At 68.6% G+C, this 13,220-nt stretch carries 11 protein-coding genes; 10 read left to right on the forward strand and 1 reads right to left on the reverse strand.

Features of this window, described 5'->3' with window-relative positions; translation table 11 throughout:
• Window positions 1–83: 83 nt before the first annotated feature.
• From AB0C69_RS02755 to AB0C69_RS02790, 8 genes are all read left to right on the forward strand, one after another.
• Window positions 84–842: an SDR family NAD(P)-dependent oxidoreductase gene (locus AB0C69_RS02755; RefSeq protein ID WP_360348885.1), complete on the forward strand. Its 759-nt coding sequence runs from the start codon at window positions 84–86 to the stop codon at window positions 840–842.
• Entirely contained in the window at window positions 842–1,627 is a 786-nt protein-coding gene (locus AB0C69_RS02760; protein ID WP_360348888.1) for an SDR family oxidoreductase, read from the forward strand. Before AB0C69_RS02755 ends, AB0C69_RS02760 begins: the two co-directional genes overlap by 1 nt.
• Window positions 1,628–1,752: 125 nt before the next feature.
• Window positions 1,753–3,318: an amidohydrolase gene (locus AB0C69_RS02765; protein WP_360348891.1), complete on the forward strand. Its 1,566-nt coding sequence runs from the start codon at window positions 1,753–1,755 to the stop codon at window positions 3,316–3,318.
• A gap of 23 nt (window positions 3,319–3,341) precedes the next feature.
• Complete coding sequence (locus tag AB0C69_RS02770) at window positions 3,342–4,967, forward strand: NAD(P)/FAD-dependent oxidoreductase (protein ID WP_360348894.1); 1,626 nt, start codon at window positions 3,342–3,344, stop codon at window positions 4,965–4,967.
• Window positions 4,964–5,374 (forward strand): Rid family hydrolase, encoded by a 411-nt coding sequence (locus AB0C69_RS02775; RefSeq protein ID WP_345174129.1) that lies wholly within the window; start codon window positions 4,964–4,966, stop codon window positions 5,372–5,374. The genes AB0C69_RS02770 and AB0C69_RS02775 overlap by 4 nt, the downstream gene beginning before the upstream one ends.
• Window positions 5,371–6,969: an FAD-dependent monooxygenase gene (locus tag AB0C69_RS02780; RefSeq protein ID WP_360348897.1), complete on the forward strand. Its 1,599-nt coding sequence runs from the start codon at window positions 5,371–5,373 to the stop codon at window positions 6,967–6,969. Before AB0C69_RS02775 ends, AB0C69_RS02780 begins: the two co-directional genes overlap by 4 nt.
• A gap of 1 nt (window position 6,970) precedes the next feature.
• A complete protein-coding gene (locus tag AB0C69_RS02785; protein ID WP_360348900.1) occupies window positions 6,971–7,933 on the forward strand; it encodes an MBL fold metallo-hydrolase in 963 nt (320 codons plus the stop codon).
• A 25-nt stretch (window positions 7,934–7,958) separates the two neighbouring features.
• On the forward strand, window positions 7,959–8,324 hold the full coding sequence (locus AB0C69_RS02790; protein WP_360348903.1) for a cupin domain-containing protein: 366 nt from the start codon (window positions 7,959–7,961) through the stop codon (window positions 8,322–8,324).
• 25 nt (window positions 8,325–8,349) lie between these two features.
• Here AB0C69_RS02790 and AB0C69_RS02795 read toward each other — a convergent pair whose 3' ends face one another.
• Window positions 8,350–9,762, reverse strand: coding sequence for a PLP-dependent aminotransferase family protein (locus tag AB0C69_RS02795; RefSeq protein ID WP_360348906.1), 1,413 nt, complete (start codon window positions 9,760–9,762; stop codon window positions 8,350–8,352).
• Window positions 9,763–10,158: 396 nt separating this feature from the next.
• On the opposite strand from AB0C69_RS02795, the gene AB0C69_RS02800 reads away from it, so the two are divergent.
• Both AB0C69_RS02800 and AB0C69_RS02805 read left to right on the forward strand, forming a co-directional pair.
• Window positions 10,159–10,512, forward strand: a complete 354-nt coding sequence (locus AB0C69_RS02800) for a histidine kinase dimerization/phospho-acceptor domain-containing protein (RefSeq protein ID WP_360348909.1) — start codon at window positions 10,159–10,161, stop codon at window positions 10,510–10,512.
• Between the two features lie 388 nt (window positions 10,513–10,900).
• Window positions 10,901–13,204: a LuxR C-terminal-related transcriptional regulator gene (locus AB0C69_RS02805; protein ID WP_360348912.1), complete on the forward strand. Its 2,304-nt coding sequence runs from the start codon at window positions 10,901–10,903 to the stop codon at window positions 13,202–13,204.
• Window positions 13,205–13,220: the final 16 nt, after the last annotated feature.

Consider the following 13,220-nt stretch of genomic DNA (forward strand, 5'->3'; position numbering starts at 1 on the left):
TTCAGGGACGATTCACCTTGCTCTATGTAATATGTATCCAAGATCGCTCTGGAGTCGTTGGCGGGCAGGTGGGAGTGGGAACCATGGCGGGTGAACCGATGGACGCGGCCGATGCTCGGGGAGTGGCCCTCGTGAGTGGCGCCGCCGGGGGCATCGGGGCTGCGACCGCGCGGCTGCTCGGTGCCCGGGGGCACCGGCTCCTGCTCGCGGACCGGGCGGACTGCACCGCGGTCGTCGAGGAACTCCGCGAGGCCGGCTGCAGCGCGAGCGGGCATCGGGTCGACGTCCGGGATCACGAGGCGGTCGAGGACCTCGTCGCGCTCGCAGCGGAGTCTCCGCCCGGCCTCGGCGTTGTGGTCGCCAGCCACGGTGTCCCGGGCCCGGACGCCACCCTCGATCAGACGTCGCCGGACGAGGCGGCCGAGGTCCTCGCGGTCAACCTCGCCGGCAGCCTCAACCTGTCCCGCGCGGCCGCGCGGCGGATGGCGAGCCAGCGGTGGGGACGGATCGTCCTCGTGGCCTCGGTGGCGGGTAAGGAAGGCAACCCGCGCAGCGTCGCCTACAGCGCGTCGAAGGCCGGTGTGATCGGGCTGGCGAAGGCATTGGCGCGGGAGTTGGGCCCGATGGGTGTGCTCGTCAACTGTGTGACCCCTGGCGTGATCGAGACCGAGATGACGAAGCGAGCCGAGGGGCTCATGGACTACGTGCTGCAACGGACACCGCTCGGGCGACTGGGGCAGCCGGCGGAGGTGGCCGAGGCGATCGCCTGGTTGTGCTCCCCTGCCTGCACGTTCACGTCGGGAGCCGTGCTCGACGTGTCGGGTGGACGGGCGTCCTACTGATGGGCGGGAGCAGCGCGCCGGCCGCCGACGCGAGAAGCCTGGACGAACGGATCGCGGTCGTGACCGGTGGTGCACGGGGGATGGGGCTGGCCTTCGTCGAGCGACTCGCGGCGCGCGGCGCCCGCGTGGTCTCGATCGACCGGACGCACGACCCCGTCCCACCTGCCGGCGGCGTCGGAGAAGCCGACGTGTGGAGGGTCGACTGCGACCTGACGGTCGCCGACGAGGTCGAGGCCGTCCTCGAACGCGTCGCGGAGGCATGGGGGCCCGTCGACGTTTGCGTCTGCAACGCCGGGGGCGGCACCGGCGAGATGTGGGAGAACTCGCCGACGCGGACCGGATGGCCGGCGTTCTCCGGTGCCTACGAGACCAACATGGCCACCGTCGTGAACATCTGCGGGCCGCTCGCCGCGGGGATGGCGGCGCGCGGTCGCGGCAAGATCGTGACGGTCTCGTCGGTCGCGGCGCTGCGGCCACGGGCGGATGGCGGCTACGCCCACTACGCGGCCGCGAAGGCGGCGGTGATCGCGTACACCAGGTCGCTCGCACGCGAGGTCGCGCCGTACGGCGTCAACGCCAACGTGATGGTCCCTGGGGCGGTCGGCACCGAACGCGTGCTCGCCAAGATCCGTGCCGTCGGGATGGAGGAGGCGCTGTCGACCATCCCCCTTGGGCGGCTGTGCAGCCCCGAGGAGTGCGCGGACGTGCTGGAGTTCCTGGTGACCGGCCCGTCGGACTACCTGACCGGGGTCGTTCTGCCGGTGGACGGTGGGATGAGCCTGTGAGGGCGAAACTGGTCTGGTCGGACAGTGCGGCAGTGGTCTGTGCTCCGAACCAGTCGCCGCTCTAGCGTCCTCGTATGCCCAGCGAGACCCCTTCCGAGACCCTGGTTCGCGCAACCGTACGGACGATGAGCACCGCGCATCCGGAGGGCTCCGCGCTGCTGTGCCGGAACGGTCGCGTGGCCGCCGTGGGGGAGTGGGACCAGGTGCGCGGGCTCGCCTCGGCTCGGGCCGAGCTCCTGGATCTGCGCGGGGCCACGGTGCTCCCGGGATTCACCGACAGCCACAACCACATGCTCTGGACCGGGATGCGGCACGGGGCCCTGGACCTGTCCGGGAGCCGGAGCATCGCCGAGATCGGCGACCGCCTGAGAAAGTACGCCGCGCGGCATCCGGACCTGCCCTGGATCACCTCGAGCGAGGGATGGTTCGTCGAGGACCTGGCCGAACGCCGGATGCCCGACCGTGAGGAACTCGACGCGTACTGCCCCGACGTGCCGGTCTACCTGCCCCGCCTGGGGCACGCCGCCTCGGTCAACTCGCGGGCGTTGCAGGCCGCCGGCCTCCACGCGGGCAGTCCGGACGTGGCCGGCGGCCACATCGTCCGTCGCCCCGACGGCGAGCCGTCAGGTGAACTCCAGGAGGCGCCCGCGATGCGCCTCGTCTCGCGACTGGTGCCCGAACCCTCGCGACGCGAGCTGCTGCGGGCGCTCACGGACGTGCAGCAGGAGTACCACCGTCGCGGTGTCACCGCTGTGATCGACCCGGCCCTGACCGCCCCGGAGCGGGCGGCGTACGCCGCGGCGCGCGACCGTGGTGCGCTCACCGTCCGTACGACGATGATGCCGGTCCTGGAGCCGGACCTGTCGGACGACGATGTGGCCGGTTGGCTGGCCGGGCTCGCGGGCCCCAGCGGCAGTGGTGACTCCTGGCTGAGGTACGGCGCGATCAAGGTCTTCCTCGACGGCGTCGTCTCGATGGGCACCGCCTGGGTGCGCGACCCTTATCCCGGCACCTGTGACCACGGCACCCGCATCGTGGCGGCCGACCGGCTAGCGCTGATCGTGCAGGAGTGTGTCCGGGCCGGCTGGTCGCTGGGCATCCACGCGATCGGTGGACTGGCCGTCGACGCGGCACTGGCCGCACTGGCCGCTGCCCCGCGCACCCGGGTGGCCGGGCTGCGCTGCTCCCTGATCCATGCCTACCTCGGACCCACCGCCGGCAACATGCGTACCGCCGCCGCCCTCGGGATGGGGCTGGCCGCCCAGCCGCAGATGCACACCTGGATCGCCCCGCGTCTCGCCGAGATGTGGGGGCGTGAGGTGGCGGACGCCGCATCCCCGCTGCGCTCCTGGCTCGACGCCGGAGTGGTGGTGGCCGGTGGCTCCGACTCGCCGCTGACCCCGACAGACCCGATCGCGGGCATCCACGACGCCGTCACCCGGCTGGTCGCCGGAAGGGGCGTGGCCGGAGCGGAGCAGCGCGTCGACGTGGCCACCGCCCTCGCCATGTACACCACCTCGGCCGCGTGGCTCGCCTTCGCGGACCACGAGCGCGGCGCCCTCGTGCCGGGGCAGTTGGCCGACTGGGTCGCGCTCGACAGGGACCCACTGGCCACCCGTCCCGAGGACCTTCGCTCGATCCGGGTCCTCCAGACCCGCGTCGGCGACCGCACCGTCTACGACAACCGCTGACGCCCGAAGAGAGGAACCTCCCCGTGGGCTACGAGAAAGAGTACGACGGCATCATCATCGGTGCCGGGCACAACGGACTCATCACCCAGGCCTACCTGGCCCGGACCGGCCTGAGCACACTGTCGATCGACAAGGGCCAGCATGCCGGTGGCGGCCTGCAGACCCCCGAGGACAACGCCCTTCCGGGCTTCTTCCATGGCACCCATGCGGTGTCGCTCAAGGGCGTGACGTCATCGCCCTGGTTCAAGGACCTTCAGCTCGCCGACTGGGGGGTGCGGTTCGTCGCCCCGGACCCCTCGATCACGAGCATCCAGCGCGACGGGCGCGCCATCGTCTGGTACGCCTCCCCGGAGCGGACCGCGGAGTCGATCGCCCAGTTCTCCGAGCGCGACGCCCGCACCTGGCGCACCATCGCCGCGGAGCACCAGGACGTGGTGCGCGAGCTCGTGGGCCCCGAGATGTCTTCTCCCGCGGTCAGCCCCGAGAAGCGGGACCGGATCCTCCGGGGCTCCGAGCTGGGCCGGCGCTACCTGAAGTACGCGCCGCTGTCGCCGCGCCAGTTCATCGAGGACACCTTCGAGAGCGACGCGGTCAAGGCGATGCTCCTGTACTACTGCGTCATCCGCGAGGTCGACGTCAACGTCCCCGACCAGGGCAACGTGGTCCCGACCTTCCTGGCCTCCCAGGTCCCGGGCGAGATCGCGGTCGGCGGCTCGTACTCGCTGGCGCGGGCGCTCAAGCACGACGTCTACGCGCACGGTGGCCACATCATGGAGCAGACCACCCCGCGCCGCATCGTCGTCGAGGGCGGGCGCGCGGTCGGTGTCGAGTTGGAGGACGGGTCGCTCATCCGCGCCCGCCAGTTCGTGGCCAGCAGCCTCAACCCGCACCAGACCTTCCTCCAGTTGCTCGGTGACGACTCGCCTGCCGAGCTCACCCAGAAGACCCAGGACTTCAAGTATCAGAAGGTGGGGCAGATCTTCGGGGTCAACGTCGCCCTCAAGGACGCCCCCGACTACACCGCCGCCGCCGCCAACCCGGACATCAACAAGGCACGGCTGACGTTCCTCGGCCTGGACGACCCGGCCGACGTGCTGCGGCTGTACGACAACGCCGACCGGGGCATCGTGTCCGACCAGGTGATGCTGATCGGTGGCTGTCCCACCGTGCACGACCCGTCGCAGGCGCCACCGGGACACCACGCGGCGTACATGTGGCAGAAAACGCCGTACGCGCTAGGGGGTGACCCCGCCAACTGGGACACCCACAAGGAACGACAGTTGGAGACGGTCCTGGACTTCTGGCGCGGGTACGCGCCCAACCTGGGTGGGGCGAACCTGCTCGGCGCGTTCGCCGGCACGCCGCTGGACACCGAGCGCCGGTTCCCCAGCATGCAGCGCGGCGACCTGTTCCACGGCTGGTTCGGTCCCGGTCAGCGCGGCGTCGACCGTCCGTTCCCCGGTATGAGGGGGCACGCCGTGCCCGGCGTCGAGAGGCTCTACCTGGCCGGTTCCAGCGCGCACCCCGGCGGGAACATCACCGGCTTCCCGGGCTACCTCGCCGCCTCGCAGATCGCCGACGAGGTGGGGATCTCGCGCTGGTGGGGCGTGCGCAACATCTGGGCCGAGCTGGCCGGGGGCGAGCGGTGAGCGGGCCGGAGCCGATCGCCGTAGCGACGCCCGCGCTGCCGGCGGGTCCGACCGAGCGGTTCGCCTACTCCTACGCCGTCCGGCATGGGCGTGACCTGTTCGTCTCCGGTCTCGTCCCGTTCGACCCGGAGGGCCGGATCGTCGGGATGGACGACCCGGAGGCCCAGGCCGAGCAGGTCTTCGCGAACCTGGCCGCGATCATGGCGGCAGCCCAGGGCAGCGTGGACGACGTGGTCGAGACGACCACGTACTGCATCGACCGGAACCACCTGCTCGCCATCAACGAGGCCCGGGTGCGTTGCTTCACCGGGGCGGTGAAGCCGACGAGCACGCTCCTGGTCGTCGCCGGCCTGGCCCGTCCGGAGTTCCTCGTGGAGATCTCCGCACGGGCGGTGCTCCGGTCGTGACGGCGTCGCTGAGGACCGACGTCCTCGTCGTCGGCAGGGGGCCGGTCGGGATGACGCTCGCGCTGCTCCTTGCCCGGTACGGCGTGGCCAGCACGGTGGTCGATCCTGCCGACCGTGAGATCAGGCTCAGCTCCAAGGCCGTGCTCATGCACGGGGAGTCGCTCGAGATCCTGGCCAAGGTGGGCGTCGGTGACGCGATCGGGCGGACCGGTGTCAGGCTGAGTGGATCCCGGGTCTTCGTCGGCACGAAGGAGCTCCGCCACGACCCGTTCCCCGTCCCCGACCCGGCCGGCTACGCGATGGCGGTCAACTTCCCGCAGAGCGAGACCGAGCGTCTGCTGCTCGACGCGGTGGACGAGGAACCGCTGGTCGACCTGCGTCTCGGACTCACCTTCCGGGGCCTCGTGCAGCACGAGACCCACGTGGCGGCGGAGCTCGTGGACGAACATGGCGACCCGGTGCACGTCGACGCGGGCTACGTCGCGGGCTGCGACGGGGCCAGGTCCACCGTGCGCAAGCAGCTGGACGTCCGGTTCGAGGGCCACGCCCACGACGACCACTACCTGATCGTCGACGTGCGGGCGGACCTGCCGTTCCCCGACGAGCGCCGATTCGTCTTCCATCCCCCGGCCGGGGCCGGCCGCACGGCACTGATCCACCCCCAGCCGTTCTCGCTGTGGCACCTCGACTTCCAGGTCGGGCACCCGCCCGACCTGGAGTCCGAGGCCAGAGACGGGACGCTCGACCGCCGAATCCGAGCCGTCATCGGGGACCACGACTACGAGGTGACCTGGTCCACGTCCTACGTCTTCAAACAGCTCATGGCGTCACGGTTCTCGGTCGGGCGCTGCTTCCTCGTAGGTGATGCGGCGCACCTCTACGCCCCGTATGGCGCACGTGGCCTCAACTCCGGTCTGGCCGACGCCGACAACCTCGCCTGGAAACTCGGCATGGTCGTCACCGGGCAGGCCGCGCCGGCCCTGCTGGCGACCTATGGCGAAGAGCGGCACGCCGTCGCCCGGCACCACTTCTCCGTCACCTCCGACACGGCCGCGTTCATGGCACCCACGACCAGGCGCGGACGCTGGCGGCGCGACCTCACGCTCGCACTCGCCACGCGGGTGCCGGCGGCCCGACGCTGGGTCGACGCGGGTCACTTCTACCGGCCCGAACCGGTCGCGATGTCCTCGCTCACTGTCCCGGACCCGATCGAGTCCCGTGCGGCCGTCAGGTCCGGAGAGCTGATGCCGGACCTGCCCGCCAGCCTCGCGCGCGGAGGCCACCCGCTACGGCTGCGGGCGGCGTACGGGCTGCACCCGATGGTCGTCGACGTCCCGCAGCCGGCCGGCGACCACGACGACGTGGAGGTGACTGTGCACCACCTCGGCGGCGGGCTGGGGCCGACCAGGTTGCCCGTGCGCGGGCGAGTGGCCCGCGAACGCGTCCTCGGTGCCTGCCAGGGCGGAGCCGCCCTCCTGGTCCGTCCCGACGGCTTCGTTTCGCGACGTCTGGACCGTGGGCCCTCTGGAGCCGACGGCGACGTCGTCGCCGAACTCGCCGACACGGCCTGCAGCCTCTACGGAAAGGAAGCCTGACATGCCCCAGAAGCCTTTCGCCTCCAGCGCGGACACGACCGCGAAGACCGAGACGCTCGAAGTCGTGGCCGACGGCGTCTACGCCCTCACTGCCGAGGGCGACCCGAACGTCGGCGCCATCGAGGGAGAGGACTTCCTGGTGTGCTTCGACGCCCGAGCCACGCCCAGCGCCGCCGCCGACTGGCTCGAGCGGCTGCGGCACCACACCGACAAGCCGGTGCGCTACCTGGTCCTCTCGCACTACCACGCCGTCCGCACCCTCGGTGCCGCCGCGTTCGAGGCCGACGTCATCGTCGCGCACGACCGGACCCGCCATCTCGTCGCGGAACGCGGTCGCGAGGACTGGGCCAGCGAGTTCACCCGGATGCCGCGGCTGGCCAAGGACCCCGAGACCGTACCCGGACTCACCTGGCCCGACCTGACCTTCTCCGAGCGACTCACCATCCCGCTTGGCGGAGAGCGCGGCGACCTAGTCCTCTGCTACCTGGGTCGAGGCCACACCGAGGGCGACATCGTGGCATGGCTGCCCGGGCAGCGGGTGCTCTTCTCGGGCGACCTCGTCGAGTCACGCGCCGCCCTCTACACCGGCGACGCCTTCCACCGCAACTGGGTGAGCACGTTGGACGAGGTGGCCTCGCTGGAGGCCGCGGTGCTCGTCGGCGGCCGGGGCGCCGTCAGCCGCGGACGGGACGCCGTCGACGAAGCGGTCGAGCAGACCCGCCACTTCCTCCAGGTGATGCTGCGTGAGGTGGGCGGGGTGCACCGGGCAGCGGGTTCGCTGCGAGACGCCTTCGCTGCCGCCCACGGCGCCTTGGTCGAGGACTACGGGCGCTGGCCCATCTTCGAGCACTGCATGCCGTTCAACGTCGCGCGCCTGTGGGAGGAGCTCGACGGGGTCGAGCGCCCCACCGTGTGGACTGTGGAGCGAGACCAGCAGATCTGGGATCTGCTCCAGGGCGCATGACACCGACCCGACCGGAAGGACGCACGTGACCATCAGTTTCGAGGCATCGAGCCTCAACGCAGAGGATCTGCGGGAGTCCCCGCTTGCACCACCGATCGCCCAGCCGCTCGCGGGGCCCATCACGACCCGCAGCCAGATCATGTTCTCCGCCGAGCGGCAGGGGATCCTGGCGGGTGTCTGGGAGTGCGAACGCGGCACTTCGCGATGGGAGTTCCACGAGCGGGGGGAGTTCATCCACGTCCTCTCCGGACGGATGACGGTGCGGCAGGACGACGGCGAACCTGTGGAGATCACGGCCGGGCACACGGCGTTGTTCCCTGTCGGCTGGACCGGCATCTGGGAGGTGCACGAGAGGTTGCGCAAGGTGTACGTCGTCTTCCGGGCCGAGTGACAGCCCGTGGATCGGGTCCGACCAGTCATTCGAGGCCGGCGCAGCACTCGGCAAGAATTCGCACACCGTCCTCAATTGACGTCGCGGTCGCGCGGGCGTAACCGAGAACCAGGCCGCGCCGCTCGCTCGTGCCGTGGTCGTAGCGCCCCAGTCCGTAAACCTTCACGCCCCGTCGACCCGCTTCACTCACCAGGCGGTTCTCGTCGATTCCTTCAGGCAATCGCACCAGGAGGTGCAGCCCGGCGGCGATTCCAGCAGTCTCCAGTGCCGGCAGGTACCTGTCGAGTGCCTCGAGCATCCGTGCCCGCCTGGCGCGGTAGAGGCGTCGTGACCGGTTGAGGTGCCGCTCCAATTGGCCGTTGTCGACGAGCTCGGCGAAGATCAGTTGGACCAGCGCGGAGACACCGAGGTCGATCCCCTCCCGTGCCTCAACGACGAGCCGGTTCCAGCGCCCCGGCAGGACGAGCCAGCCCAGCCGAACCCCTGGCGCGAGAAGCTTCGTCGACGAGCCCACGAAGGCGACCCGGGAGGGCGCCATGCCCTGCAGGCAGCCTACCGGCCGCTTGTCGTAGCGGAACTCGGCGTCGTAGGCATCTTCGAGCACCAGCCCTCCGACGGCTTCGGCCCAGTGCACCAACGCCTGCCGTCGCTCTGCCGACAACACCACCCCGGTCGGGAACTGGTGCGCGGGGGTGACCAAGACCATGCGCACGTCGGGGTGTCGTTCGAGCACCTCGACCTTGATCCCGTCCTCGTCGACCGGGATCGGCACCAACTCGAGCCCGGCGGCCGATGCGAAGTCGCGCAGGGGCGGCCAGCCGGGATCCTCGACAGCGAGCCTGGTATGGCCGGCGCGTGCGGCCGCCCGGCAGACCAGCCCGATCGCGTGGGTGGCCCCTGCGGTCGCATGGACGTGGTCGGGTTCGGCCACCACCCCCCGAGTGCGGCCGAGAAGCTCGCAGACGCTGATCTTGAAGGCCTCGATGCCTGACGGGTCGATGTAGTGGAGGTTGTCCCACTCCGTGCTGGCGAGGACGGTCTGCGTCGCTCGTGCCCATGCACTCGCGGGGAAGGCGGAGATGTCCGGCTGCCCGGCGGTGAGGTCGATCCGGTAGCGCGTGACCGGCTGCTCGATCACTGGGTCCTGCGGCGCAGCCCGCCACGACAGTCCGCACACCCGCGTCGCACCGCCCTGCGTCGCCTGTAGATATCCCTCGGCGATCAGCTGTTCATAGGCCTGTACCACCACCCACCGCGAGCATCCGAGCTCCGACGCCAGGTGTCGGGATGACGGCAGCGCAACGCCTTCGCGCAGGCGTCGGCTTCGAATCGCGTCGCGTAGCGACCCCTCGAGCCGGGAGGTCAGCGTCCGCTCGGGCCTCTGGTCGATGTCGACCAGGGCAAGATCGGCCGTGAACTTGGACCGGCGGATCGCCATGCCCGCACTCTCCTCACAACTGGTCTGGCTGAAGGAGCGAATACTGGACTATACGACCGATCCGGCCGTCCACACAGGCCAGCGGGATCCGAGTCGAGGAACCGGTCGGCCGGCCGTGAGCGCAAAGATCTGGTAGCAGAGGGCGGCGGCTGTCATGCGAAGGCGGGATCAGGCTGGATGGGCTCGCTTGCCCGCGCCCGCGGGCCGGGAGGCGATCCCCGTCCCGGTCGGACACCCGATCTTGCACTAGATCTAGGTAGTGATACCCGTACTTCACCCCCCGCCGCGACCTCTGCCCTGAAGGCACGCTGGACCGGTAAGCAGATGAGCTTGACGGAAGGCCGAACCATGAGCCAGCACCAGACGCGAAGCGCGCCCCATGCATCCGGAGGCCCGGTGGTCGAGATCCGTGACGTTGCGACGACCAAGGCCCCTCTCGATTGCCTGGGTGCAGACGACCTCGCCCGGCGAACGCCCCGCGACCTGAGCCACGACCTGCGCACACCGCTGACCGCGCTTCGACTCCACCTGGAAGAGGCGCTGATGTATCCCGAGGATCTTGATCCTTCGGTCACTTTGCGGGCGGCGATGCGTTACGTGCTGGCCCTGGAGCGGAACGTGACCGACTTTCTTTCCTCGAGCAGCCGGGGATGCGGCGTGCAAGTGCCTTCCCAGGAAGATGGTTGCCCAGGCGGTCGTGGGAAAGCTCTTGACCTGGGACCTGATGGCGCTGCCAGGCTCGACACCTGAGCTCCTCGCCTACGACACGTTCACTCGTCCGACAACCTGAGCACTGGTTCAGCAAGTCTGGCCTAGGTCGCGTGGCGATGCGTGGTCGCGGCCCCGACCCCGGACTCGGTCGGCAACCGTCATCAAAGCCTCATCCGGCGTCGGTACCTAGGGAGGAGGGGTGGGCCGGGCGTCATCTATAGGGAGGCGGCAGCGGTACGACGCGTCATCGCTGACACACGGGTCTCATGCGTCACACCAGCCGCCAGGGCCCCGATACACACTTGAGTAACCATGAAAATTCGTAAAGCTCCTGGTGAGAGGCTTTTTGTCTCGGGGTTCCCGATTAGCATGAACTATGGCTCAAGACGCATCGCCGCAGGTGGTCGGTAGCCTCCCGCCCGACGCGATGGGCATCGTCGGCCGCAGGCGGGAGGTGGTCGAGGCGAAGAGGCTGCTTTCCGACACGCGGTTGTTGATGTTGACCGGTGTCGGCGGGGTCGGTAAGACACGGCTGGCGATACGGGTGGCAGCCGAGGTCCGGCGGGCGTTCCCGGACGGTGTCTGGCTAGTAGAACTGGCGGCGCTACAAGACGGTGACTTGCTGGCGCGCAACGTTGCAGCCGCTCTGGGGCTGCGAGATCGGTCAGTCCGGTCTTCGGCCGAGACCCTGGTGGATTTTCTGCAGGGTAAGCGCCTGCTTCTGGTGCTGGACAACTGCGAACATCTGCTCGAAGCGTGTGCGCCCCTGGTCGAGAAGCTCCTCGGTGGGGCCGGGGGATTGCGGATCCTGGCGACCAGCCGGGAGCCCCTGAGGGCCAGGGAGGAGGTGGTGATGGCGCTCGCTCCGTTGTCGGTACCGGACCGGGTCGAACAGGTGACTCCGCGTACGGTGGCCCAGTACGAGTCAGTGATGCTGTTCATGGAACGCGCGAGGGCGGTTCGGCCGGAGTTTGTGATCAGCTCCGAGAACAGCTCCATGCTGGCGAGGCTGTGTCGCCAGCTCGAGGGCATCCCGCTCGCGCTGGAATTGGCGGCAGTTCGACTCCGGGCCCTGTCACTCGAACAGATTGTCGACCGGCTTGACAATCGTTTCCGATTCCTGACCCAGGGATACCGGTCCGCCCTGCCTCGCCACCAGACGCTGAAAGCCACGGTCGACTGGAGCTACGACCTGTGCTCCTCGGCGGAGCAGACGCTGTGGGCGCGGTTGTCCGTGTTTCCCGCCGGATTCGACCTTGATGCCGCCGAACAGGTCTGCTCAGGGGACGGTATCGCGCATGAAGATGTCCTCGGTCTTGTGACGAGCCTCCTTGAGAAATCGATTCTCATTCGCGAGGACGATGACAAAATAGCGCGGTATCGACTGCTTGAAACTCTTAATCATTATGGCCAAGAGCGCCTGGATGAAAGCGGTGCGCAAACGTCTTATCGCCGCCGCCACCGCGACTACTACCGGCAACTCGCCGAACGGGCAAATCTTAATTGGTTCAGTCAGCGGCAGGGTGATTGGTTTGCCAGGATGCGCCAGGAACTGCCGAACCTGCGTGCCGCACTGTCTTTTTCCTTGGCTGATGCCGACCGGACTGAGGCGAGCCTGGACATCGCCACCAAGCTCTACGGGTACTGGGTCTTCAATGGAGCTCACAGCGAGGCCCGTCACTGGCTCGACCAGGCGCTCCGGAAGAATAAACGGTCGAGTCCGGCGAGATTCGAAGCGCTGGCCGTGGATGCGACCTTCGCGCTGATGCAAGGGGAGATCGATGTCGCCCTCCCCATGATGGATGAATGTCGAGAGCAAATCGCACATTCTGACGATGGCCGGTCGCAGGCCCTTCTCAAGCTGCTCTTGGGCCGGGCGTCCTTCTTGGCCGGGGATCTCCCACGTGCAATAGGCGAGTTGACTGAAGCGCGCGACTGGTATCGCGAGAACCAGAAAAAGCTTGCCGATAACGGCAGTGTGAACGAAGCCTTCTTCGCGTCTTTTTACCTGGCTACTTCCGCAGCATTTCTCGGGTGTGACGGCTCGGCTGATCTCGCCGCCGAGTGCCTGAAGATGGCCGAATCCGCGGACGCCCCAGGCGAGATATCCATGGGGCGATGGGTCGTGGGTATCGACTGTTGGCGAGCCGGGGCCATCGAACAGGCCAGCGCATTGTTCAAGGACAGTCTCCACATAGACTATGTAATAGGCTATCGGTACAGTCCCGTCTGGAGTTTTGAGGCGCTGGCTTGGGCTGCCTCCGCCCAGAAGCAGTACGAACGCTCCGCTTGCCTGCTCGGCGTTGCCGACGCCCTCCGGCGATCCCTGGGGCTGTCTCTGGAAAAATTCCGGCCGTATGCCGATGCCCACGAAACTTGCGAAAAGCAATTGCGTTCTTCTCTGCAGCATGAGAAGTACGCCATGGCCTTTCGATTTGGGGCAGGTCTTGACTTCGACGAGGCGATTGCCTATGCGCTGGACACGGACAGCCCCGTGCAGACGCAAGCCGAGCCGCCGGATCCGAGCACTCCTTCCGTACTGACAAGACGTGAGCTGGAAGTCGCCCAACTCGTCGCGGAGGGCATGAGCAATAAAGAGATCGCCGCAAGGCTCGTCGTCGCTCAACGCACCGCGGAGGGCCATGTCGAGAACATACTCGTCAAACTGGGTTTCAATTCTCGCGTACAGATCGCAGCCTGGATTCTTGAGCACCGGAACGCTTCCCGATAGTGAGCAGACGGAGCGA

This window comes from Actinomadura sp. NPDC048032, from assembly GCF_040653175.1.
Taxonomy (GTDB): Bacteria; Actinomycetota; Actinomycetes; order Streptosporangiales; family Streptosporangiaceae; genus Spirillospora; species Spirillospora verrucosospora.

Coding starts and splice junctions, on each gene's coding strand:
- AB0C69_RS02755 (WP_360348885.1), top strand. CDS start 84: ATGGCGGGTGAACCGATGGACGCGGCCGATGCTCGGGGAGTGGCCCTC.
- AB0C69_RS02760 (WP_360348888.1), top strand. CDS start 842: ATGGGCGGGAGCAGCGCGCCGGCCGCCGACGCGAGAAGCCTGGACGAA.
- AB0C69_RS02765 (WP_360348891.1), top strand. CDS start 1,753: ATGAGCACCGCGCATCCGGAGGGCTCCGCGCTGCTGTGCCGGAACGGT.
- AB0C69_RS02785 (WP_360348900.1), top strand. CDS start 6,971: ATGCCCCAGAAGCCTTTCGCCTCCAGCGCGGACACGACCGCGAAGACC.
- AB0C69_RS02795 (WP_360348906.1), bottom strand. CDS start 9,762: ATGGCGATCCGCCGGTCCAAGTTCACGGCCGATCTTGCCCTGGTCGAC.
- AB0C69_RS02805 (WP_360348912.1), top strand. CDS start 10,901: ATGGGCATCGTCGGCCGCAGGCGGGAGGTGGTCGAGGCGAAGAGGCTG.